Below are 21,402 nucleotides of genomic sequence, written 5' to 3' on the forward strand. Positions count from 1 at the left end.
GCACCCCGCCGTTACGGCAGCCGTGCAGCACGGTCAGCGGGTTGATCGCACAGTTGAGCGCCAGTTTGCGCCACAGGCGGGTGAGGATGTCGGCGCTCCACTCGTGGGGGATTTTCGCCGCGTCCAGGTCATCCAGCCAGATCGGCGCCACCGGATGAGCGGCATCGCCAAGCCAGGTGAAACCGTGGCCGGCGAACACCACGCGCCAGTCGCCATCGCGGAACGCGCCTTCTGTACTGGAAGCGCTGATGCAGCGGGCCTGCGGTACCCTTGTGGCGACCGCGTCCTGACTGCCGAGGCCGTTCTGCAACAGGATCAGTTCGGCATCCGATGTCAGGCGCGGAGCGAGGCGGGCGATGGCACTTTCGGCGTCGTAGGCTTTGCAGGCGACCAGCAAGCGTCGGATCGGCTCGGGGCTGTCCGGGGTTTCGCCCGGCACCGCGTAGGTACTGGCCTTTCCTTGTTCCACCAGGGTCAAGCCGCCAGCGCCTTGATAACTGCGCAGGCGCTCGGCATCCCGCAGGATCAGTCTGACCGGCAAACCGGCGCGGGCCAGGCGTGTAGCCCACAGCGTGCCAAGACTGCCGGCGCCGAGAATGTGCCAGGTGGTCGACATCAGTTTTTTGCTCGATTGCGTGCAGGCATGTGCGGCTCGCCGTGTTCGTAGGAAAAGACCCGTTATAATGAGCCCGATTTTAACCGCAAGCCAAGCGCGCTCCATCCTCATCGAGCGCGCCTTTTTATTGGAGAGATTACATGCCGTCGTTCGACGTGGTATCCGAACTGGACAAACACGAACTCACCAACGCGGTCGAGAACGCCGTGAAGGAACTCGATCGTCGTTATGACCTGAAAGGCAAAGGCAGCTTCGAGTTCAAGGAAAAAGACCTGACCGTCAGCCTGACCGCTGAAGCCGGGTTCCAGCTGGAAGCGATGATCGAAATCCTCAAGCTGGCCCTGGTCAAGCGCAAGATCGACGTGCAGTGCCTTGAAGTCAAGGACGCTTACGCATCGGGCAAGCTGATGAAGCAAGACGCCATCCTCAAGGAAGGCATCGACAAGGAGCTGGCGAAGAAAATCGTCGGCCACATCAAAGACGCCAAGTTGAAAGTGCAGGCCGCCATTCAAGGCGAGCAGGTCCGTGTCACCGGCAAGAAGCGTGACGACCTGCAAGAGGCCATCGCGGCACTGCGCGCCAAAGAATTCGGCATGCCGCTGCAGTTCAACAACTTCCGCGACTAAGCTTTTTCGTCGGGAACCTCTCGGCGTTTTCAGCGTCCGAGCCCCAAGCAACGGCAGAAACGATTGAGCCCCAACAGGCTCGGTCTTTCTGCCGCTGATTTTTTCAGCCCGGGTAGCCGGAAATCAGGAGATAGAACATGGATTTGAATGCTGAGGTAGACCACCTGGTCAAGGCGTCCCAGGCGTGGATCCCGATGATCATGGAATACGGCAGCCGCGTGCTGCTGGCCGTGATTACCCTGGCCATCGGCTGGTGGCTGATCAACAAGGTCACGCAAAAACTCGGCGGTCTGTTGGCCCTGCGTAACGCTGATCTGGCGCTGCAAGGCTTTATCAGCAGCCTGGCCAACATCATTCTTAAAGTGCTGCTGATCGTCAGCGTCGCGTCGATGATCGGTGTCGAAACCACCTCGTTCGTTGCTGCGATCGGTGCTGCCGGCCTGGCCATCGGTCTGGCGTTGCAGGGCAGCCTGGCGAACTTCGCTGGCGGCGTGCTGATTCTGCTGTTCCGTCCATTCCGCATCGGCGACTGGATCGAAGCGCAAGGCGTGTCGGGTACCGTCGACAGCATCCAGATTTTCCACACGGTGCTGCGTACCGGCGACAACAAGACCATCATCGTGCCGAACGGTAACCTGTCGAACGGCATCATCACCAACACCAACCGTCAGCCGACCCGTAAGGTTGTGTTCGATGTGGGCGTCGATTACGAGGCCGATCTGCAGAAGGCCCGTCAGGTGCTGTTGGATCTGGCCAAGGATGATCGCGTTCTGCAGGATCCGGCGCCACAGGCGGTGATTTCGACGCTGGGTGACAGCTCGATCACTGTCTCCCTGCGTGTCTGGGTTAAAACCGCAGACTACTGGGACGTGATGTTCATGTTTAACGAACAGTCGCGCGATCGTTTAAAAACCGCCGGTATCGATATCCCGTTTCCGCAACGGGTAATTCGTGTAGTTCAGGAAACAGCGGCGCAGTAACAACATTGATACCTGGCTTTGCGGTCAGTTAATTAATGAAAAACCCAAGTGCTGTTCGCAGTCTTGGGTTTTTTTATGTCTGTGCTGAAAGTTTGCTGGCTAATAGATAGCCGGCTAATCTTTATTGTTTGAATGAAGTTGGGCCGGGCATAAAAAAACCGCCCACCTGAGTCAGGTGAGCGGTTCTTGTTAGAGCAGGGCTCTACAGTACGTCAGGTGTGCATCCCTATTAGAGGATGTTCAGTGGGTACTCAACGATCAGACGAGTGTCGTTGTTGTCAGACGAGTAGCCGCTGTACGCGCCGTTGGAGCGATACATGGCGTAACGCAGACGGAACGACAGGTCTTTGGCCGGGCCTTCCTGGATCACGTACTTGGACTCGGCGTTCCACTCGTTCTCTTTACCTTCACCCAGACCGTTGGTCTCGATGTTGTTACCCATTACGTAACGGGTCATGAAGCTCAGGCCAGGGACGCCGTAAGTTTTCATGTTCAGGTCGTAGCGCGCTTGCCAGGATTTCTCCTCGCGGCCCACGAAGTCGGAGATTTGGATGGAGTTGGCCACGAAGATGGTGCTGTTGCCGTCAACGCCATAGTAATAAGCGTTGTCGCCGCTCGACTGCTGGTAGGCAACGGTGAACTTGTGCGCGCCCAGGCTGTAAGCAGCGGCCAGGGACCACAGGTTGTTGTCCACACCCAGAGTGCCGTCACCGATGGCGTCGACCAGGTCACCACGGCTGTCGCCCTTGGTTTTGTACCCGTTCAGGTCGAAGTTCAGCGACTGTTCGTCGTTGATTGGCAAGGTGTAGTTCAGGTTGATGTAGTACTTCTTGAAGTAGTCATCAGCGTCGGATGCAGCCAGGGCACCGGTGAAGTTGTCGGTGAAGGCGTAGCTGGCACCAAAGATATTGATGTTGGTCAGGCCTTTGCCGCCGAAGCCGTTCTCATCTGGCAGACCGCCGATGCTGTCACGGCCCATACCGGTTTGCTTGCTCAGGGAAGTGAAGCGACCTGCGCTCAGTTCCAGACCTTTGATCTCTTTGGAAGTGATCAGGGTACCGGTCGCGACTTCTGGCAGCAGACGGCTGTCATCGGTAGCGAAAACCGGGCTGGCAACGAATTGCTGACCGTACTTCAGAGTGGTGTCGGATACGCGGAATTTAACTGCGCCGCCGATTTTGCCCTGGGATTTTTCCGGGTTGCCGTCGCTGTCGTTGGCGAACAGGCCGTTACCGCGGTGGCCCGAGCCGCCGTCTAGTTTGACCGAACCCATTGCCATGGCGTCGAGACCGAAGCCAACGGTGCCTTGAGTGAAGCCCGATTCGTAAGTCAGCAGTTGGCTGAGACCGGAATCCTGGCGATAACCAGCAGTACCGGAAGTGCCATTGCCTGCACCGTTTTTAAAGTCACGGTTCATGTATTCAAAACGAGTCTTCAGTTTCAGGCTCTGGTCGCCGATGAAACCTTTGGAATCATCCTGAGAGGACGCCACTGCGAACTGCGAGGTGCCTGCTGCAACAGCCAGGGCGATCATGCTCCACTTCATCACGCGCATCGTGATTTGCTCCTTTGGTTTTTAGAAGAGTACTGCCGTCCCACCTGTTTTATTATCTGGGCGGCTCTTTCTTTTTGTGTCGGCGCAAACTTATATCACGCCGACAATGTTGGCGATACTTGCGAATCTAACGTTTCACCTTCTTTACGACGCTGTCGCAGATGGCTTTGTAGAGGTCGCAAATTCACAGTACCGATGCAATCGGGCCGACAACTTTCTCGCTGTTTTTTTAGCCGTTTGCATCGCTAAAAAAGAGTCCCTGGCAAAACACTTGAATCTCCATCGGGCAACCCTGCCACTGTTTTTGTTGGGCTTGAGGCATCCACATCGTGTGGTGCGCTTATAGTCCATATGTGTGCGAATGCAACAAGCGTGCACAAACCGCAATCTTGCTGCGGTTATTTTTTTGCACAACGCGTGTTACCTGTAAAAACCTCATAAATACGGGGCGCAAAGCCCCTTTTTACAAGGGCTTGACGCCATTCCTGCAATGGTGTTGCCGCGACATCAGCCGCACGCGACAGCCAAAAACGTTACCGGTTCACCCCGTGAGTGAGTATTCGGCGGATGCTTCGACGCATGAGCGTAGACGCACTGTGCGGTTTTGGTGCAAAAAAAATGACCCGCTGTCCTGTAATCACACAGTTTGATGAGTGGGCGATCGCGAACGCATCAGGGTTTTTCGGTCATTTGCGTGTGTTCATTGCCGTTCTCGGTTCTTTGCTGGTGCAACGTGTCGGTAAATGTCACATGTCGGGGCGCGCGGCGAGTGACGAGAGGGCACTGCTGTCGTGAAGGCTGGCGCAATCGCAGGTATGCTGCCGGTCTGTCGCTTGGTACCGCGTCCTGCGGGATGGCCGCTAAGCTCAATATGTCGAACAGCCGGAGTGCGCGCAGTGTTTGCTTTAGATCCACGACTTCAACAGGACACCCTGACCCTCGGCGACTTCCCGCTCTGCCGATTGTTGTTGTCCAACGACGCCAACTACCCGTGGTTCATCCTGGTGCCTCGTCGCGACGATATCAGCGAGTTGTTTCAATTGGATGTCGCCGATCAACAGCAGTTATGGCTGGAAACCACCGCGCTGGCCGAGTTGCTCAAGGATTTGCTGGATGCGGACAAGATGAACGTGGCGACGCTGGGTAACGTCGTCAGCCAATTGCACATGCACGTGATTGTGCGCAAACGCGATGACGCCGCCTGGCCGGCGCCGGTCTGGGGCAAGCACCCGGCCAAGCTTTATAGCGCCGAGCAAGTGGCCGCCATTCGCGAACGCTTGCGCCTGGTGCTGACCGAAGACTTCACGTTTCTGGAGGGCTGAAGCATGAGCCTGGAACAACGCGTTACCGATCTGGAAAGCCGTCTGGCGTTTCAGGATGACACTATCCAGTCGTTGAACGATGTACTGGTTGCGCAGCAGCGTGTGGTTGATCGTCTGCAATTGCAGATGGCCGCACTGCTCAAGCGTCAGGAAGAGATGGTCGGGCAGTTCGAATCGTTCGAAGAAGAAGCACCACCGCCGCACTATTGATACGTTTTCAAAGGCATAAAAAAACCGCGTACAGCCAGGCTGTACGCGGTTTTTTATTGCCTTGGATCAGCGACGCGGCAAAGCGGCGATCACGTCCTCGGCTTGCAGGCCCTTGTCCCGGTTCATTACCGAGAACTCTACGCGCTGGCCTTCGACCAGGACGCGGTGGCCTTCGCCACGGATTGCACGAAAGTGCACGAAGATATCATCGCCGGAATCCCGGGAGATAAAGCCGAAGCCTTTGGAGGTGTTGAACCACTTGACGGTACCGGTATCGCGATTGGTCATGTCATAGCTGGTTGGAGCGGCAGCAGGTGAAGAACGATAAAAACTGACGGCCAGGTGCAATACGACGGCCACCAGCGCGATCACCAGGGTGAACAGTACGGCTGGCTGGCCGGCGATGACAGGCATCGGCGCGATCAGGGTCAAGGTTTGCAGGACGACGGTCAGCACCAGCAGCGCGCTGACGAGGTTTTGCAGATGCTGGCGCGGGCCTTTGTTCCAGTAAGGAATCACCGGAGCAATGACCAGGTTCAGCAGGCCGAAAAAGGCCAGGTAGAGAGCATCAGGTTGTTGCAGGTAGGGAACGGCTTCAGATTTCAAGCTGGGTATGAACGACAGCAGCAAAGCGGCTGCGCCCATTAGCAGGTGGACGATTTTCAACATTTTAATTGGCTCACGTTTATGACGGCTCACAAGGAAGAGCTGAAGGCGCACGGTTCGCTTCGTAACAAAATAAAGAGGCGGTAGGCACGTACACGGCATCAGCCTATGCGCAAGACCCCGAAAAATGGGGCATGGCGACACACTGCCTATTTAACAGCAAAGCCTGCAGCTACTCAAATCAGCCCGGCCAGCGGCAAGGTGTTGGTCGATTTGTCGCAGTTTGTATGCCCGATCAGGGCTGCGGGGTGTCGACAGCCTTGCTAGAGTGGGTCTGCACCTTTGGATGAATTCAATCGCCGTTAGGGGGTAAAACATGGCAATCGATATCGGTATCAGTGAAGAAGATCGCAAGTCCATTGTTGAAGGACTGTCGCGTCTGCTGTCGGACACCTACGTGCTGTATTTGAAAACCCACAACTTCCACTGGAACGTCACCGGGCCGATGTTCCGCACGCTGCACTTGATGTTTGAAGAGCAGTACAACGAATTGGCGCTGGCCGTCGACTCGATCGCCGAGCGTATTCGTGCGCTGGGTTTTCCCGCACCTGGGGCCTACGCCACGTACGCGCGTCTTTCCTCTATTAAGGAAGAAACCGGCGTGCCGAGCGCCGAGGACATGATCAAACAACTGGTGGAAGGGCAGGAAGCGGTCACCCGCACTGCTCGCGGCATCTTCCCGCTGCTGGACAAAGTCAGCGATGAGCCGACTGCCGACCTGCTGACCCAGCGCATGCAAGTGCATGAAAAAACCGCGTGGATGTTGCGCGCGCTACTGGAGGCATGATCCGGGCGCGCGGACATCTCGTACGGTTGCTCGCGCGCTGTCCAGACTCTTACCGGTTGCGTTGGCTTATCCTACGTGGATGGGCAATAAGTCATCTGGCTATAACTTTGCGTCTGCGCTTTTATGGAGGTCACACGGATGTGGCTTTTGAAACCCGCAGAAATGGCAAAGGAGTGTCAGCGATATGGAAGATGCAGATAGGCGCAAGGACAGGATTGTCGGGCCGCCCCAGGATTTGATCGTCGATCCGTTCGTCAACGAGTTCGACATGACGCTGGTCCGGCCGTTATCACGGTCGGTACGTTTGAATGGTTATGCGACCTGCCTGCGACTGGAGCAGGTCTACTGGAATATCCTCGGCAACATGGCCGCCGACAATTGCTGTTCAATCAGTTCGCTGTTGTCCCACGTCGATCGCGAAGTGCAACTGCGCCACGGTGGGGTGAAAAACTTCAGCGCGCTGGTGCGGGTAGTGTGCGTGATCAACGGGGGCGGGGCAGTGCCGCCGGCCATTGCCGTCTGAAAAAAGGCGATTGCCATTAAATGCGGGCTGTGCAGTCTTACGGCTGCACAGCCCGCATTTAATGGATATAATCCCGCTCTTTCGCCGCAAAGCCCCGCGCGCGGTGGCAACCTGATCGCCGAGACACCCCCATGCCGATGTACGATTATCAATGTGCTTCCTGTGGTCATCAGTTGGAAGCCATTCAAAAGATCAGCGAGGCACCGCTGGTCGACTGCCCTGCCTGCCAGGCGCCAGAGTTGAAGAAACAACTGTCGATGCCAGGCTTTCGCCTCAGTGGCGGCGGTTGGTACGAAACCGATTTCAAGACCGGCGCCAAGAAGAACCTGGCCGGTGGCGACAAATCTGACTAGGGTTCAACCCCGGGTTGAACGACACGCGTGAGTTTCCGCATTGCTTGAACGCAACGCGATCTCCACCGAATATCGAATGACGAGAAGCGAACCATTATCATGATGCGCAGCCACTATTGCGGCCAACTGAACGAAAGCCTGGAAGGCCAGGAAATTACCCTTTGCGGATGGGTTCACCGTCGCCGCGACCACGGCGGGGTGATTTTCCTCGATATCCGTGATCGTGATGGTCTGGCCCAAGTGGTATTCGATCCGGATCGCGCCGAGAGCTTCGCCGCTGCCGATCGCGTGCGCAGTGAATACGTGGTGAAGATCACCGGTAAGGTGCGTCTGCGCCCGGCCGGTGCGACCAACGCCAACATGGCGTCGGGCATGATCGAAGTGCTCGGTTACGAACTGGAAGTGCTGAACGAGTCGGAAACCCCGCCGTTCCCGCTGAACGAGTTCTCCGACGTCGGCGAAGAAACCCGCCTGCGCTATCGCTTCCTCGACCTGCGTCGTCCGGAAATGGCCGAGAAGCTGCGTCTGCGTTCGCGCATGACCACCAGCATCCGTCGCTTCCTCGACGAGAACGGCTTCCTCGACGTTGAAACACCGATCCTGACCCGTGCCACCCCTGAAGGTGCGCGTGACTATCTGGTGCCGAGCCGTACTCACGCCGGTTCGTTCTTCGCCCTGCCGCAATCGCCGCAACTGTTCAAACAACTGTTGATGGTGGCCGGCTTCGACCGTTACTACCAGATCGCCAAGTGCTTCCGTGACGAAGACCTGCGCGCTGACCGTCAGCCAGAATTCACCCAGATCGACATCGAGACCAGTTTCCTCGATGAAAAAGAGATCATGGGCCTGACCGAGCAAATGATCCGCAACCTGTTCAAGGAAGTGCTGGATCTGGAATTCGGCGAATTCCCGCACATGACCTTCGAAGAAGCCATGCGCCGCTACGGTTCCGACAAGCCAGACCTGCGTATCCCGCTGGAACTGGTCGACGTTGCCGATCAACTGAAAGAAGTTGATTTCAAAGTGTTCAGCGGCCCGGCCAACGACCCGAAATGCCGTATCGCTGCTCTGCGCGTACCAGGCGGGGCGAGCATGCCGCGCAAGCAGATCGACGACTACACCAAGTTCGTCGGCATCTACGGTGCCAAAGGCCTGGCGTACATCAAGGTCAACGAGCGCGCTGCCGGTGTTGACGGTCTGCAATCGCCGATCGTGAAAAACATTCCGCTGGAAAACCTCAACGCCATCCTCGATCGCGTTGGCGCCGTTGACGGCGACATCGTGTTCTTCGGCGCCGACAAGGCCAAGATCGTCAGCGAAGCCTTGGGCGCACTGCGCATCAAGCTCGGTCACGACCTCAACCTGCTGACCTGCAAGTGGGCACCGATGTGGGTTGTCGACTTCCCGATGTTCGAAGAAAACGACGACGGCAGCTTCTCTGCGCTGCACCACCCGTTCACCGCGCCGAAGTGCTCCCCGGAAGAACTGGAAGCCAACCCGGCCGGCGCTCTGTCCCGTGCCTACGACATGGTGCTGAACGGCACTGAGTTGGGTGGCGGTTCGATCCGTATCCACCGCAAGGAAATGCAGCAAGCAGTCTTCCGCCTGTTGGGTATCAACGAAGCGGAACAGGAAGAGAAATTCGGCTTCCTGCTCGACGCCCTGAAGTACGGTGCACCGCCGCACGGTGGTCTGGCCTTCGGTCTCGACCGTCTGGTGATGCTGATGACCGGCGCCCAGTCGATCCGTGAAGTGATCGCCTTCCCGAAAACCCAAAGTGCTGCTGACGTGATGACGCAAGCGCCGGGTGTGGTGGATGCCAAGGCATTGCGCGAGCTGCACATTCGTTTGCGCGAAACGCCAAAGGCTGAGTAAGACGGGCCTGAAGGCGCATCTTCGGATGCGCCTTTTTTCTTTCTATAGAGAGCAGGTCGAGATTTTTTGTGTGCTGGCCGCTGCATGAGCAGGGCGGGCAACGTTTCAAAGAGAATTCGGAGCGAGTTATGGCAGGTCATTCCAAGTGGGCGAACATCAAGCACCGCAAAGAACGTCAGGATGCCAAGAGAGGCAAGATCTTCACCAAGTGGATCCGTGAGCTGACCGTTGCGGCCCGCCAGGGTGGCGGTGATCCGGGTTCCAACCCGCGTCTGCGTCTGGCGCTGGACAAGGCACTGAGCGCGAACATGAGCCGCGACATCATCGACCGTGCCGTCGCGCGCGGCGCCGGTGCCACCGAAGCGGACAACGTTGAAGAGCTGACCTACGAAGGTTACGGCCCTGGTGGCGTAGCGGTGATGGTCGAGTGCATGACCGACAACCGCAACCGTACCGCAGCTGCTGTGCGCCACGCATTCAGCAAGTGTGGCGGCAACCTTGGCACCGACGGTTCGGTGGCGTACCTGTTCGAGCGCAAAGGCCAGATCAGCTTCGCGCCAGGTGTCGATGAAGACGCACTGACCGAAGCGGCGCTGGAAGCCGATGCCGATGACGTGGTCAGCCACGAAGACGGTTCGATCGACGTGTTCACCTCGTTCACCAGTTTCTACGCGGTGCGTAACGCGCTGGAAGCGGCTGGCTTCAAGGGTGATGACGCCGAAATCGTCATGCAGCCGACCACCAGCGCCGAGCTGGATCTGGAAGGTGCCGAGAAGGTGCTCAAGCTGATCGACATGCTTGAGGATCTGGATGACGTGCAGAATGTCTACTCCAACGCAGACATTCCGGAAGACGTCGCCGCTCAGCTCGGTTGATGTAAATAGAAAGGTCGCAGTTTTCCCTGGCTCTACACTTCCCCTGTAGGAGCTGCCGAAGGCTGCGATCTTTTGATCTTTTAAAAACACAAAGATCGCAGCCTTCGGCAGCTCCTACCTGTACCCTCAGCTTTCGCATCAATTTCTGCAGGCGTTATGACTTTAATTCTTGGTATCGACCCCGGTTCGCGCATCACCGGTTACGGGATTGTTCGTGATACCGGGCGTGGCGGCTGTATTTATGTAGCGTCCGGCTGCATTCGTACCGGCGCGGGCGAATTGCATGAGCGTTTGCAAATCGTTTATCGCGGCGTGCGTGAAATCATCCAGACGTACGGCCCGGTCACCATGGGCATTGAAAAAGTCTTCATGGCGAAAAACGCCGACTCGGCTTTGAAACTCGGCCAGGCCCGTGGCGCTGCAATTGTCGCTGGCGCGGAAGAGAGCCTGGAGATTGCCGAGTACACGGCGACTCAGGTCAAACAAGCCGTGGTCGGCACCGGCGCTGCCAATAAAGAACAAGTGCAGATGATGGTCATGCACATGCTCAAGCTCACCGCCAAACCGCAAATCGATGCATCCGACGCCCTGGCCATTGCCATTTGTCACGCGCACACCCGCTCCAGTCTGCTGCCGCACGGCCTGGGCACTGCACGCAGTCGTGGCGGGCGCCTGCGTCTCTGATAGCATCAGCATCAAATTTCCTGAAAGCGGATGCTTGCGCCTGTGTCGTCGGCCCGAAATCCGTCTTTCGACAGTCGCCAGCCCTCGGCTGGCCAACGCTCAAGGATCTGAAACGTGATTGGACGCTTGCGCGGCACCCTGGCTGAGAAACAGCCGCCGCACCTGATTCTGGATGTAAACGGCCTCGGGTATGAGCTGGAAGTGCCCATGACCACGCTTTATCGTCTGCCGTCGGTCGGTGAACCGCTGACCCTGCACACCCATTTGGTCGTACGCGAAGACGCGCAACTGCTCTATGGTTTTGCCGGCAAGCGTGAGCGAGACTTTTTTCGCGAGTTGATCCGTCTCAATGGTGTCGGGCCGAAATTAGCCCTGGCCTTGATGTCGAGTCTCGAAGTCGACGAGCTGGTTCGCTGTGTGCAATCCCAGGACACCTCGGCGCTGACCAAGGTGCCGGGCGTCGGCAAGAAAACCGCCGAGCGCCTGTTGGTCGAACTGAAGGATCGCTTCAAGGCCTGGGAAACTTCGCCGGCGATGTTTGCCCTGGTACCGAATCAACCCGACGGCCCGGCGCCGGTCAACACTGCCGAGAACGATGCCGTGAGTGCGCTGATTTCCCTGGGCTACAAGCCGCAGGAGGCGAGCAAGGCGATTACCGCCATCAAGGACAAGAATTTGAGCAGTGAAGACCTGATCCGCCGCGCCCTGAAGGGAATGATTTAAGTGATTGAAGCTGATCGTCTGATCGCCGCCGCGCACAGCCCGCGCGAGCGCGAAGAAGTCCAGGACCGGGCCATTCGCCCGGTCAGCCTGGCCGACTACATTGGCCAGCCGACCGTGCGCGAGCAGATGGAACTGTTCATCCAGGCTGCCCGTGGCCGTAATGAATCCCTCGACCACACGCTGATCTTCGGCCCGCCGGGCTTGGGTAAAACCACGCTGGCGAACATCATTGCTCAGGAAATGGGCGTATCGATCAAGAGCACATCCGGTCCGGTGCTTGAGCGTCCAGGCGATCTGGCGGCATTGCTGACCAATCTTGAGCCGCACGATGTGTTGTTCATCGACGAAATCCATCGTCTGTCGCCGATCGTGGAAGAAGTGCTGTACCCGGCGATGGAGGACTTCCAGCTCGACATCATGATTGGCGAGGGGCCGGCGGCGCGTTCGATCAAGCTTGATCTGCCACCGTTCACGCTGGTGGGGGCGACCACTCGCGCCGGCATGCTGACCAACCCGTTGCGTGACCGTTTCGGTATCGTCCAGCGTCTTGAGTTCTACAGCACGGCCGATCTGGCGACGATTGTCAGCCGTTCGGCAGCGATTCTCGGTCTGCCGCTGGATCCGGAAGGTTCTTTCGAAATCGCCCGGCGCGCCCGTGGTACGCCGCGAATTGCCAACCGTTTGCTACGGCGCGTGCGCGATTTCGCCGAAGTCCGCGCCAAGGGCCATATCACCAAGGCGGTGGCGGATCTGGCGTTGAACCTGCTGGATGTCGACGAACACGGTTTCGACCATCAGGATCGACGTCTACTGTTGACCATGATCGAGAAGTTCGACGGCGGGCCGGTCGGTATCGACAGCCTCGCCGCCGCGATCAGCGAAGAACGTCACACCATTGAAGACGTGCTGGAACCGTACCTGATTCAGCAGGGCTACATCATGCGCACACCACGGGGCAGGGTGGTAACGCGGCACGCGTATCTGCATTTCGGTTTAAACATTCCGTCACGAATGGGTGAGATGCCCGTGGTAGACGAGTTTCTCGATGCCGTGGACGATTGATACACATTTTTTGGCGATTTATTCAGGGTTTGTACTGTCAGACGACGGTACTTTTGCAGTAAAGCCCTGAAACCATGAAAAACAGTTGCCTGGCCGGATTGGCAACCTGAGGAGTAAGCACTAGAGTATGCGCGCGCAAAACGGGCTTGAGCCGTTCGCACATCGTTGTCGCGTTTATTACGAGGACACCGATGCGGGCGGCATCGTGTATTACGTTAATTACCTCAAGTTTATGGAACGGGCTCGAACCGAGCGGCTCCGCGAGCTGGGCTTTGCCCAATCGCAGCTTGCCGGCGAGGATCTGTTGTTTGTCGTGCACTCCAGCGAAGCGCGCTACCACGCGCCGGCGCGACTGGACGACGAACTGCTGGTAAGCGCTGATGTAATCGAATTGAACCGGGTCAGCCTGCGCTTCAAACAGCAGGTCAGGCGGGCAACGGATAATGTGCTGCTCTGTGAAGGGCAGTTTTTGGTGGCCTGTGTGCGCACTAACAGTTTGAAACCCCGGGCCCTTCCCGAAGACTTGCGTGCGGCCTTTGCCGACGCGGTCGGTCCGGGTACACACTCAAAGCAGGAGATAAAGCGTGGAAGCTAACGTCGTCGACCATTCCTCCATGTGGAGCCTGGTCAGCAATGCCAGCATCGTGGTGCAGTTGGTAATGTTGACCCTGGTGGCCGCATCGGTGACCTCATGGATCATGATCTTTCAGCGCAGCAATCTGCTGCGTGCCGGTCGACGCGCCCTGGAGAGCTTCGAAGAGCGCTTCTGGTCGGGTATCGACCTGTCCAAGCTGTACCGTCAGGCGGGCAGCAACCCGGACCCGGATTCGGGCGTCGAGCAAATCTTCCGTGCCGGTTTCAAGGAATTCTCCCGTCTGCGTCAGCAGCCAGGCGTCGATCCTGAAGCGGTAATGGAAGGCGTGGCCCGTGCCATGCGCGTGGCCATCTCCCGCGAGGAAGAGAAGCTCGAGCAGAGCCTGCCGTTTCTCGCCACCGTTGGTTCGGTCAGCCCGTACATCGGTTTGTTCGGTACGGTGTGGGGCATCATGAACTCCTTCCGCGGTCTGGCCAGCGCCCAGCAAGCGACCCTGGCCACCGTAGCCCCGGGTATCGCCGAAGCCCTGATTGCCACCGCGATCGGTCTGTTCGCCGCAATCCCGGCGGTCATCGCTTACAACCGTTTCGCCGCTCGCAGCGAAACCTTGCTGGGCCGCTACTACACCTTCGCCGATGAATTCCAGGCGATCCTGCACCGCAAAGTGCACACCAGCGAAGAATAAGCAGGTAATTTCCAATGGCTTTAATCGCTCGAGCTCGCAAAAAGCGCAAGCCGGTCGCCGAGATGAACGTGGTGCCTTACATCGACGTGATGTTGGTACTGCTGGTCATCTTCATGGTGACCGCGCCGATGCTCAATCAGGGCGTGAAAGTTGATCTGCCCAAGGTTTCCAGCGAAGCCTTGCCGCAGGACAACAACACACAGGTCCTGACCATTTCGATCAAGGCTGACAAGACCTATTACTGGAACCTTGGCAGCGAAGTCGATACCGAGAAGCAACAGGACAGGGCCATGACCCTGCCGCAAATGACCGACGCGGTGACCAAGATCATTCGCGCCGGTACCGAAGGCGGCAAGCGTACCCAGGTCTTCATCCGCGGTGACAAGACCGTCGATTATGGTTCCGTCATGGGCGCCATGGGCGGGTTGCAGAAAGCCGGGGTCGGTAATGTTGGTTTGATTACCGAGGCCCCCTGATGCAGCAACAGCGAGAGCCGTCCGCCTCGGAAAGCTACTTCTGGCCTAGTGTTCTGGCAATTGTCCTGCACGTGCTGGTGTTCGGCATGCTGTTCGTCAGTTTTGCCTTTACACCAGAGCTGCCGCCGGCCAAACCGATTGTCCAGGCGACCCTGTACCAACTGAAATCGAAAAGTCAGGCAACCACCCAGACCAATCAGAAGATTGCGGGTGAGGCGAAGAAATCCGCCGCGCGCCAGACCGAAGTCGAGCAGATGGAACAGAAAAAGGTCGAGCAGGAAGAGATCAAGGCCGCTGCGGAACAAAAGAAAGAAGAAGCGGCTCAAAAAGCCGAGGAAGCCAAGAAGGCCGATGAGGCTAAAAAAGCGGACGAAGCGAAGAAGGCGGATGACGCCAAGAAAGCTGACGACGCGAAAAAAGCCGAAGCCAAGAAGGCCGAAGAGAAACAATTGGCTGATATAGCCAAGAAGAAGGCTGAAGAAGAGGCTAAGGAAGAAGCCAAGAAAGAGGCTGCTGAAGAAGCCAAGAAGAAGATCGTCGAAGACGCGAAGAAGAAAGCCGCCGAAGACGCCAAGAAGAAAGCTGAAGCTGAAGAGGCGAAGAAGAAAATCGCCGACGAAGCGAAGAAGAAAGCTGCTGCCGATGCTGCGAAGAAGAAAGCGCAGGATGCGGCACGCAAATCGACCGAAGACAAAAAGGCTCAGGCCTTGGCCGATCTGCTTTCCGACACGCCGCAGCGCCAGCAGGCCTTGGCAGATGAGCAGGGTGACGAAGTCGCGGGCAGTTTCGATGACCTGATTCGTGCGCGAGCTGCAGAAGGCTGGGCCCGTCCACCTTCGGCACGCAAAGGCATGACGGTCGTGTTGCAAATCGGCATGTTGCCGGACGGTACGGTGACTTCGGTCAGCGTGGCCAAATCCAGTGGCGACGGTCCGTTCGATGCTTCGGCAGTCGCGGCAGTGAAGAATATTGGACGTTTGACAGAAATGCAGGGAATGAAGCCGAGCGATTTCGCTCCGTATCGTTCATTCAAGATGACATTCACACCTGAGGATCTAGCCTTGTGAGAAACCTTCTTCGAGGAATGCTGGTCGTGATCTGCTGCATGGCAGGGATCGCGATGGCGGATGAAAAGAACATTCTGGTTACCAGCGGCAGCGATCGGGCTACCCCGATCGCCGTTGTACCGTTCGGTATGCAGGGCGGTGCCGTACTGCCGGACGACATGGCTGAAATCATTGGTAACGATTTGCGGAACTCGGGCTACTACTCGCCGATTCCAAAGCAAAACATGATCAGCCAGCCAAGCCAGCCGAGCGAAATCATCTTCCGTGACTGGAAGGCGGTGGGTGCTCAATACATGATGGTCGGCAGCATTGCCCCAGCGGGCGGTCGCCTGCAGGTACAGTGGGCACTGTTCAACGTGGCCACCGAGCAGAAAGTGGCGGACGGCAACGTTTCCGGTACGACCGAGCAGTTGCGCGACATGGCGCACTTCATCGCCGACCAGTCGTTCCAGAAACTGACCGGTATCGAAGGTGCGTTTTCGACGCGTCTGCTGTACGTGACGGCTGAGCGTTTTTCCGAGAAGAACACTCGCTACACCCTGCAGCGTTCGGACTATGACGGTGCCCGTGCGGTGACCTTGCTGCAATCGCGTGAGCCAATCCTGTCGCCGCGTTTCGCACCGGACGGCAAGCGTATTGCCTACGTGTCGTTCGAGCAGAAGCGCCCACGCATCTTCATGCAGAACATCGACACCGGTCGCCGTGAGCAGATCACCAACTTCGAAGGCCTGAACGGCGCGCCAGCCTGGTCGCCGAATGGCGATCGCCTGGCGTTCGTACTGTCCAAGGACGGTAATCCGGACATCTACGTGATGAACCTGGCTTCGCGCCAGATCACCCGTGTGACCGCAGGTCCCGGCATCAACACCGAACCGTACTGGGGCAAGGATGGTTCGACCATCTACTTCACCTCGGACCGCGGCGGCAAGCCACAGATCTACAAAACCAGCGCCAGCGGCGGCGGTGCCGAGCGAGTGACCTTCATCGGTAACTACAACGCCAACCCGAAACTGTCGGCTGATGAAAAGACTTTGGTGATGATCCATCGTCAGGATGGCTTCACCAATTTCAAGGTGGCGGCCCAGGATTTGCAGCGAGGGAGTGTAAAGATCCTCACTGATAGCACTCTGGACGAGTCGCCTACTGTTGCGCCCAACGGCACCATGGTAATCTACGCCACCCGCCAACAGGGCCGGGGAGTCTTGATGCTCGTGTCCATTAATGGACGCGTTAGGCTCCCGCTTCCTACCGCTCAAGGCGAAGTCAGAGAACCGTCCTGGTCCCCTTACCTGAAGTGAGCGGGCGCTACACGTTTTACTTAACACACTGGGGTTCATTAGGAGTTTCACGATGGAAATGCTGAAGTTTGGTAAATTTGCTGCGCTGGCTCTGGCCATGGCTGTAGCTGTAGGTTGCTCGTCCAAAGGCGGCGACAACGCCGGTGAAGGCGCTGTTGATCCAAACGCTGGTTACGGCGCAAACACTGGTGCCGTTGACGGTTCCCTGAGCGAAGAAGCTGCTCTGCGCGCAATCACCACCTTCTACTTCGAATACGACAGCTCGGACCTGAAGCCAGAAGCCATGCGCGCTCTGGACGTTCACGCCAAAGACCTGAAAGCAAACGGCGCTCGCGTTGTTCTGGAAGGCAACACCGACGAACGTGGTACTCGTGAGTACAACATGGCACTGGGCGAGCGTCGTGCGAAAGCCGTTCAGCGCTACCTGGTACTGCAAGGTGTTTCCCCAGCTCAACTGGAACTGGTTTCCTACGGCGAAGAGCGTCCAGTTGCTACCGGCAACGACGAGCAGTCCTGGGCTCAAAACCGTCGCGTCGAACTGCGTAAGTAATTCGATATGCGAACGTGCCGTCGTGCTGTAACTGTTCTGGCTCTCAGCCTCGCGCCGCTTGCGGCGTGGGCTGCGGTTCCTGTGGTCGATGACAACTCCGGTTATAACAATAGCGGGAGCAGTTATCCGCCTGCAGGTTACGGTACGAACGGCGCCTATGCCGGGGGAGCGGCTTCGGCCCCTGCCTCGGCACAAGGCATGCTGTTCAACCAATTGCAACAGATGCAGGATCAGATCTCGCGCCAGCAAGGCGTGATTGAAGAACTGCAGAATCAGGTTGCGCGCATGAAGCAGGAATCCCTGGAGCGATACCAGGATCTTGATCGGCGCATAGGAACCGGCGGTGCTGCACCGGCCGCGACTCCTGAGAATTCTTCTGCCGGTGGCGATGCAAGTGCTGCTGCCGGAGCTGCTGCTGGCGCCGGGGCTGCTGCCCAGGCACCTGCTGCGGGTAGCGAACCGGCTGATCCGGCCAAAGAAAAGCTGTATTACGATGCTGCTTTCGACCTGATCAAAGCCAAGGATTTCGACAAGGCCAGCCAGGCTTTCGCCGCTTTCCTGCGCAAATACCCGAACAGCCAATACGCGGGCAATGCCCAGTACTGGTTGGGCGAAGTCAACTTGGCCAAAGGCGATCTGCAAGGTGCAGGTCAGGCGTTTGCCAAGGTTTCGCAGCTGTATCCCAAGCACGCCAAAGTGCCGGATTCGCTGTACAAGCTGGCTGATGTAGAGCGCCGCCTTGGTCATACCGACAAGGTCAAAGGCATTCTGCAGCAGGTGGTGGCCCAATATCCGGGTACCTCCGCCGCTCAGTTGGCTCAACGCGATCTGCAACGCATGTAAGCACGCTTGACCCGTTTAGAAGAAACCCGCGCTTGTCGCGGGTTTTTTCGTTAGAATTCACGCCCTTTTTCTGAAACACGCTTCTTGTAGTCCGCGCGTTGGCGCGATTGCCTGAAGTGCCTGACGGAGGCGGACAGCCTGTTTAGCTGTTACGCCCGTGGCGACTATGCAAGACACATTGAGAATCACCGAAGTTTTCTACTCTTTGCAGGGGGAAACGCGGACTGCCGGGCTGCCCACTGTTTTTGTGCGCCTGACCGGTTGCCCTTTGCGTTGCCAATACTGCGACAGCGCCTATGCCTTCAGTGGCGGTACCGTGCGCACCCTCGACGACATCCTTGAGCAAGTGGCCGGATTTCGTCCGCGCTACGTTTGTGTCACCGGCGGTGAGCCGCTGGCACAGCCGAATGCCATCCCTTTGCTTAAACAGTTGTGTGATGCCGGTTACGAGGTCTCGCTGGAAACCAGCGGCGCCCTCGACGTCTCGGCGGTCGATCCGCGCGTCAGTCGCGTGGTTGATCTGAAAACGCCGGGTTCGAAAGAAGCCCATCGCAACCGTTACGAAAATATCGAATTGCTGACCCCCAATGATCAGGTGAAGTTTGTCATCTGTTCGCGGGAAGACTATGACTGGGCGGTATCGAAACTGATCCAGTACGGGCTTGATCGACGTGCGGGTGAAGTGCTGTTCTCCCCAAGTCATCATGACCTCAATGCCAGGGACCTGGCGGATTGGGTGGTGGCAGACAACCTGCCAGTGCGGCTGCAACTGCAGTTGCATAAATATCTATGGAATGATGAGCCGGGGCGCTGATATGACTGAACAACTGAAGACTAGCGAAAAACGTGCGGTAATCCTGCTGTCCGGTGGTCTCGACTCGGCCACTGTTGTAGCGATGGCCCGTGCCGAAGGTTACGCCTGCTACACCATGAGCTTCGACTACGGTCAGCGCTCCCACGCCGAATTGCATGCCGCTGCACGCGTTGCCCGTGATTTGGGTGTGGTCGAGCACAAAGTGATTGGCCTCAATCTGAATGGCATGGGCGGCTCGGCCCTGACCGACACCAGCATCGACATTCCTGAAGAGCTGGGTGAAGGCATTCCGGTGACTTACGTGCCGGCGCGTAACACGGTGTTCCTGTCGTTGGCATTGGGTTGGGCTGAAGTGCTCGGCGCGCGCGACATCTTTATCGGTGTGAACGCGGTGGACTATTCCGGTTACCCGGATTGCCGTCCCGAGTTCATCGAGTCGTTCGAGCGCATGGCCAATCTGGCGACGAAGGCAGGCGTGGAAGGCAATGGCTTCCGTATCCAGGCGCCGTTGCAGAACCTGAGCAAGGCGCAGATCGTCCAGGCAGGCGTGAAGCTCGGCGTTGATTATGGCCTCACCGTTTCCTGCTATCAGGCCGACGATGAAGGCCGCGCGTGCGCCAAATGCGACAGCTGCCGCCTGCGCGCAGAAGGCTTCGCGGCCGCTGGTGTGGACGACCCAACACCTTATTTTTGATTATTTTCAAAAAGGTGTTGAATAGTCCTTAAAAATCAGTATTATACGCGCCACCACACAGCGGGTCGTTAGCTCAGTTGGTAGAGCAGTTGGCTTTTAACCAATTGGTCGTAGGTTCGAATCCCACACGACCCACCATTTTTGGCGGTTTAGAAAATCCGGAAGGCCCACGCAAGTGAGGATTTCCGGGTTTTTTTTTGCCTGCAATTCGGGCCCGCGTCGTTTCAGTGGCAGCAGCGCTGACGCAGGTCAGAATGATCTTTTGTATCAACGGGATATTCTGTAGCCTTGCGCAGCTTCAATGCTGTCCGTGCCTGATAATACTCACTCTCCCGGCGGTACCCTCAAGCGGTCCGGAGCCGGGTGTATACTCGACTTTCGCGCGAAAGCGCCTGCAGGTCTTGCGAACATGACGCAGATTTCCGAACGCCTTCTGGTTCAAGCCCACCTCGATGCCAAACAGCCCAAACCGCTGACGGCTGAGGAAGAGGCTTATTACCGTGCCGCCATCGCCGCCGAGCTCAAGGCTCAGGACGCGGTGCTGGTGGCTCACTTTTATTGCGACCCGGTGATTCAGGCCTTGGCCGAAGAAACCGGCGGTTGCGTCTCCGACTCCCTGGAAATGGCGCGCTTCGGCAACGCCCACCCGGCCAAGACCGTGGTGGTCGCCGGTGTGAAGTTCATGGGCGAGACGGCGAAGATTCTCAACCCGGAAAAACGCGTGCTGATGCCGACTCTCGAGGCGACCTGCTCGCTGGATCTGGGTTGCCCGGTCGACGAGTTCTCGGCGTTCTGCGATCAGCACCCGGAGCGCACGGTGGTCGTCTACGCCAATACGTCCGCTGCTGTGAAGGCTCGGGCTGACTGGGTGGTGACATCGAGTTGCGCGCTGGAGATCGTCGAAAGCCTGATGGACAACGGTGAGACGATCATCTGGGGGCCGGACAAGCACCTGGGTACCTACATTCAGCGCAAGACCGGCGCAGACATGCTGTTGTGGGACGGTGCCTGCATCGTCCACGAGGAGTTCAAGTCCAAGCAGCTTGAGGACATGAAGGCGCTGTACCCGGACGCCGCGATTCTGGTGCACCCGGAGTCGCCGACGTCGGTGATCGAGCTGGCGGACGCTGTTGGTTCCACCAGTCAGTTGATCGCTGCCGCGCAATCGCTGCCGAACAAGACGCTGATCGTCGCCACCGACCGTGGCATCTTCTACAAGATGCAGCAGTTGTGCCCGGACAAGGTCTTCATCGAAGCGCCAACCGCCGGTAACGGCGCAGCGTGCCGCAGTTGCGCACATTGCCCGTGGATGGCCATGAACACCCTTGAGCGCACGCTCAAGAGCTTGAAGGAGGGCACGAACGAGATCTTTGTTGATCCGGCGTTGATTCCGCAGGCGATCCGGCCGCTCAAGCGCATGCTGGATTTCACCCAGGCCGCACGGATGAAGCTGGCCGGTAACGCCTGAAAGCAAAAGATCGCAGCCTTCGGCAGCTCCTATGTATGGACTCGCCCCATCATTC

The 21,402-nt window shown here is 57.8% G+C and carries 26 protein-coding genes and 1 tRNA gene; 24 read left to right on the forward strand and 3 right to left on the reverse strand.

Features of this window, described 5'->3' with window-relative positions:
- Positions 1-616: putative 2-dehydropantoate 2-reductase (locus PMI37_RS09325; RefSeq protein ID WP_008080209.1), on the reverse strand; the 616-nt coding region annotated here is incomplete at its 3' end.
- A gap of 140 nt (positions 617-756) precedes the next feature.
- Between PMI37_RS09325 and PMI37_RS09330 the strand changes: the two genes are divergently transcribed.
- On the forward strand, positions 757-1,242 hold the full coding sequence (locus PMI37_RS09330; RefSeq protein WP_008080210.1) for a YajQ family cyclic di-GMP-binding protein: 486 nt from the start codon (positions 757-759) through the stop codon (positions 1,240-1,242).
- A 137-nt stretch (positions 1,243-1,379) separates the two neighbouring features.
- Positions 1,380-2,222: a mechanosensitive ion channel family protein gene (locus tag PMI37_RS09335; RefSeq protein WP_008080211.1), complete on the forward strand. Its 843-nt coding sequence runs from the start codon at positions 1,380-1,382 to the stop codon at positions 2,220-2,222.
- A gap of 229 nt (positions 2,223-2,451) precedes the next feature.
- Here PMI37_RS09335 and PMI37_RS09340 read toward each other — a convergent pair whose 3' ends face one another.
- A complete protein-coding gene (locus tag PMI37_RS09340) occupies positions 2,452-3,777 on the reverse strand; it encodes an OprD family porin (RefSeq protein WP_008080212.1) in 1,326 nt (441 codons plus the stop codon).
- 579 nt (positions 3,778-4,356) lie between these two features.
- Here PMI37_RS09340 and PMI37_RS31830 point away from each other — a divergent pair.
- The 3 genes from PMI37_RS31830 (at position 4,357) to PMI37_RS09350 (ending at position 5,309) form a co-directional block, all read left to right on the forward strand.
- Positions 4,357-4,572, forward strand: a complete 216-nt coding sequence (locus PMI37_RS31830) for a hypothetical protein (RefSeq protein WP_157173080.1) — start codon at positions 4,357-4,359, stop codon at positions 4,570-4,572.
- 101 nt (positions 4,573-4,673) lie between these two features.
- The gene (locus PMI37_RS09345; protein WP_008080214.1) at positions 4,674-5,099 is read left to right on the forward strand and encodes an HIT domain-containing protein; all 426 of its coding nucleotides are present in this window, start codon (positions 4,674-4,676) and stop codon (positions 5,097-5,099) included.
- Between the two features lie 3 nt (positions 5,100-5,102).
- A complete protein-coding gene (locus PMI37_RS09350) occupies positions 5,103-5,309 on the forward strand; it encodes a SlyX family protein (protein ID WP_008080215.1) in 207 nt (68 codons plus the stop codon).
- A 66-nt stretch (positions 5,310-5,375) separates the two neighbouring features.
- Here PMI37_RS09350 and PMI37_RS32370 read toward each other — a convergent pair whose 3' ends face one another.
- The gene (locus tag PMI37_RS32370; RefSeq protein ID WP_008080216.1) at positions 5,376-5,978 is read right to left on the reverse strand and encodes a cold-shock protein; all 603 of its coding nucleotides are present in this window, start codon (positions 5,976-5,978) and stop codon (positions 5,376-5,378) included.
- A gap of 313 nt (positions 5,979-6,291) precedes the next feature.
- On the opposite strand from PMI37_RS32370, the gene PMI37_RS09360 reads away from it, so the two are divergent.
- The 19 genes from PMI37_RS09360 (at position 6,292) to nadA (ending at position 21,347) form a co-directional block, all read left to right on the forward strand.
- Entirely contained in the window at positions 6,292-6,762 is a 471-nt protein-coding gene (locus PMI37_RS09360; RefSeq protein ID WP_008080217.1) for a Dps family protein, read from the forward strand.
- A gap of 184 nt (positions 6,763-6,946) precedes the next feature.
- Entirely contained in the window at positions 6,947-7,285 is a 339-nt protein-coding gene (locus PMI37_RS09365) for a ribbon-helix-helix domain-containing protein (RefSeq protein WP_008080218.1), read from the forward strand.
- A 131-nt stretch (positions 7,286-7,416) separates the two neighbouring features.
- On the forward strand, positions 7,417-7,638 hold the full coding sequence (locus PMI37_RS09370) for an FmdB family zinc ribbon protein (protein ID WP_007912741.1): 222 nt from the start codon (positions 7,417-7,419) through the stop codon (positions 7,636-7,638).
- Between the two features lie 99 nt (positions 7,639-7,737).
- Positions 7,738-9,513: an aspartate--tRNA ligase gene (aspS, locus tag PMI37_RS09375; protein WP_008080219.1), complete on the forward strand. Its 1,776-nt coding sequence runs from the start codon at positions 7,738-7,740 to the stop codon at positions 9,511-9,513.
- A gap of 128 nt (positions 9,514-9,641) precedes the next feature.
- Positions 9,642-10,388 carry a YebC/PmpR family DNA-binding transcriptional regulator gene (locus tag PMI37_RS09380; RefSeq protein WP_007912738.1) on the forward strand — a complete coding sequence of 249 codons (747 nt, stop codon included), beginning with the start codon at positions 9,642-9,644 and terminating at the stop codon, positions 10,386-10,388.
- A 156-nt stretch (positions 10,389-10,544) separates the two neighbouring features.
- The gene (gene ruvC / locus PMI37_RS09385; protein WP_008080220.1) at positions 10,545-11,072 is read left to right on the forward strand and encodes a crossover junction endodeoxyribonuclease RuvC; all 528 of its coding nucleotides are present in this window, start codon (positions 10,545-10,547) and stop codon (positions 11,070-11,072) included.
- 114 nt (positions 11,073-11,186) lie between these two features.
- Positions 11,187-11,795 (forward strand): Holliday junction branch migration protein RuvA, encoded by a 609-nt coding sequence (gene ruvA, locus PMI37_RS09390; protein WP_008080221.1) that lies wholly within the window; start codon positions 11,187-11,189, stop codon positions 11,793-11,795.
- Complete coding sequence (ruvB, locus tag PMI37_RS09395) at positions 11,796-12,857, forward strand: Holliday junction branch migration DNA helicase RuvB (protein ID WP_008080222.1); 1,062 nt, start codon at positions 11,796-11,798, stop codon at positions 12,855-12,857. It abuts the gene before it with no gap.
- A 127-nt stretch (positions 12,858-12,984) separates the two neighbouring features.
- The gene (ybgC, locus tag PMI37_RS09400; RefSeq protein ID WP_007912735.1) at positions 12,985-13,452 is read left to right on the forward strand and encodes a tol-pal system-associated acyl-CoA thioesterase; all 468 of its coding nucleotides are present in this window, start codon (positions 12,985-12,987) and stop codon (positions 13,450-13,452) included.
- Positions 13,442-14,137, forward strand: coding sequence for a protein TolQ (gene tolQ / locus PMI37_RS09405; RefSeq protein WP_008080223.1), 696 nt, complete (start codon positions 13,442-13,444; stop codon positions 14,135-14,137). Before ybgC ends, tolQ begins: the two co-directional genes overlap by 11 nt.
- Before the next feature lie 23 nt (positions 14,138-14,160).
- Entirely contained in the window at positions 14,161-14,613 is a 453-nt protein-coding gene (gene tolR / locus PMI37_RS09410) for a protein TolR (RefSeq protein ID WP_161806672.1), read from the forward strand.
- A complete protein-coding gene (tolA, locus tag PMI37_RS09415; RefSeq protein ID WP_007912728.1) occupies positions 14,613-15,680 on the forward strand; it encodes a cell envelope integrity protein TolA in 1,068 nt (355 codons plus the stop codon). Before tolR ends, tolA begins: the two co-directional genes overlap by 1 nt.
- Before the next feature lie 17 nt (positions 15,681-15,697).
- A complete protein-coding gene (gene tolB, locus PMI37_RS09420; RefSeq protein ID WP_177323305.1) occupies positions 15,698-16,978 on the forward strand; it encodes a Tol-Pal system beta propeller repeat protein TolB in 1,281 nt (426 codons plus the stop codon).
- Positions 16,979-17,030: 52 nt separating this feature from the next.
- Positions 17,031-17,528, forward strand: a complete 498-nt coding sequence (pal, locus tag PMI37_RS09425; RefSeq protein ID WP_003178634.1) for a peptidoglycan-associated lipoprotein Pal — start codon at positions 17,031-17,033, stop codon at positions 17,526-17,528.
- Between the two features lie 6 nt (positions 17,529-17,534).
- Positions 17,535-18,371, forward strand: coding sequence for a tol-pal system protein YbgF (ybgF, locus tag PMI37_RS09430; protein WP_008080228.1), 837 nt, complete (start codon positions 17,535-17,537; stop codon positions 18,369-18,371).
- A 166-nt stretch (positions 18,372-18,537) separates the two neighbouring features.
- Entirely contained in the window at positions 18,538-19,185 is a 648-nt protein-coding gene (gene queE / locus PMI37_RS09435; protein ID WP_008080230.1) for a 7-carboxy-7-deazaguanine synthase QueE, read from the forward strand.
- A gap of 1 nt (position 19,186) precedes the next feature.
- Positions 19,187-19,879, forward strand: coding sequence for a 7-cyano-7-deazaguanine synthase QueC (gene queC / locus PMI37_RS09440; RefSeq protein WP_008080236.1), 693 nt, complete (start codon positions 19,187-19,189; stop codon positions 19,877-19,879).
- 62 nt (positions 19,880-19,941) lie between these two features.
- Positions 19,942-20,017, forward strand: a tRNA-Lys gene (locus PMI37_RS09445).
- A 271-nt stretch (positions 20,018-20,288) separates the two neighbouring features.
- Entirely contained in the window at positions 20,289-21,347 is a 1,059-nt protein-coding gene (gene nadA, locus PMI37_RS09450; RefSeq protein ID WP_008080237.1) for a quinolinate synthase NadA, read from the forward strand.
- Positions 21,348-21,402: the final 55 nt, after the last annotated feature.

The organism is Pseudomonas sp. GM80 (assembly GCF_000282515.1).
Taxonomy (GTDB): Bacteria; Pseudomonadota; Gammaproteobacteria; order Pseudomonadales; family Pseudomonadaceae; genus Aquipseudomonas.

What these genes read in the sequence shown, in the direction of transcription:
- PMI37_RS09335 (WP_008080211.1), top strand. Translation starts at nt 1,380, where the DNA reads ATGGATTTGAATGCTGAGGTAGACCACCTGGTCAAGGCGTCCCAGGCG.
- PMI37_RS31830 (WP_157173080.1), top strand. Translation starts at nt 4,357, where the DNA reads ATGAGCGTAGACGCACTGTGCGGTTTTGGTGCAAAAAAAATGACCCGC.
- queE (WP_008080230.1), top strand. Translation starts at nt 18,538, where the DNA reads ATGCAAGACACATTGAGAATCACCGAAGTTTTCTACTCTTTGCAGGGG.
- pal (WP_003178634.1), top strand. Translation starts at nt 17,031, where the DNA reads ATGGAAATGCTGAAGTTTGGTAAATTTGCTGCGCTGGCTCTGGCCATG.
- PMI37_RS09360 (WP_008080217.1), top strand. Translation starts at nt 6,292, where the DNA reads ATGGCAATCGATATCGGTATCAGTGAAGAAGATCGCAAGTCCATTGTT.
- tolA (WP_007912728.1), top strand. Translation starts at nt 14,613, where the DNA reads ATGCAGCAACAGCGAGAGCCGTCCGCCTCGGAAAGCTACTTCTGGCCT.
- aspS (WP_008080219.1), top strand. Translation starts at nt 7,738, where the DNA reads ATGATGCGCAGCCACTATTGCGGCCAACTGAACGAAAGCCTGGAAGGC.
- nadA (WP_008080237.1), top strand. Translation starts at nt 20,289, where the DNA reads ATGACGCAGATTTCCGAACGCCTTCTGGTTCAAGCCCACCTCGATGCC.
- tolB (WP_177323305.1), top strand. Translation starts at nt 15,698, where the DNA reads ATGCTGGTCGTGATCTGCTGCATGGCAGGGATCGCGATGGCGGATGAA.
- PMI37_RS09330 (WP_008080210.1), top strand. Translation starts at nt 757, where the DNA reads ATGCCGTCGTTCGACGTGGTATCCGAACTGGACAAACACGAACTCACC.
- ybgF (WP_008080228.1), top strand. Translation starts at nt 17,535, where the DNA reads ATGCGAACGTGCCGTCGTGCTGTAACTGTTCTGGCTCTCAGCCTCGCG.
- PMI37_RS09370 (WP_007912741.1), top strand. Translation starts at nt 7,417, where the DNA reads ATGCCGATGTACGATTATCAATGTGCTTCCTGTGGTCATCAGTTGGAA.
- PMI37_RS09350 (WP_008080215.1), top strand. Translation starts at nt 5,103, where the DNA reads ATGAGCCTGGAACAACGCGTTACCGATCTGGAAAGCCGTCTGGCGTTT.
- ruvC (WP_008080220.1), top strand. Translation starts at nt 10,545, where the DNA reads ATGACTTTAATTCTTGGTATCGACCCCGGTTCGCGCATCACCGGTTAC.
- PMI37_RS09365 (WP_008080218.1), top strand. Translation starts at nt 6,947, where the DNA reads ATGGAAGATGCAGATAGGCGCAAGGACAGGATTGTCGGGCCGCCCCAG.
- PMI37_RS32370 (WP_008080216.1), bottom strand. Translation starts at nt 5,978, where the DNA reads ATGTTGAAAATCGTCCACCTGCTAATGGGCGCAGCCGCTTTGCTGCTG.
- PMI37_RS09380 (WP_007912738.1), top strand. Translation starts at nt 9,642, where the DNA reads ATGGCAGGTCATTCCAAGTGGGCGAACATCAAGCACCGCAAAGAACGT.
- queC (WP_008080236.1), top strand. Translation starts at nt 19,187, where the DNA reads ATGACTGAACAACTGAAGACTAGCGAAAAACGTGCGGTAATCCTGCTG.
- ybgC (WP_007912735.1), top strand. Translation starts at nt 12,985, where the DNA reads ATGCGCGCGCAAAACGGGCTTGAGCCGTTCGCACATCGTTGTCGCGTT.
- PMI37_RS09340 (WP_008080212.1), bottom strand. Translation starts at nt 3,777, where the DNA reads ATGCGCGTGATGAAGTGGAGCATGATCGCCCTGGCTGTTGCAGCAGGC.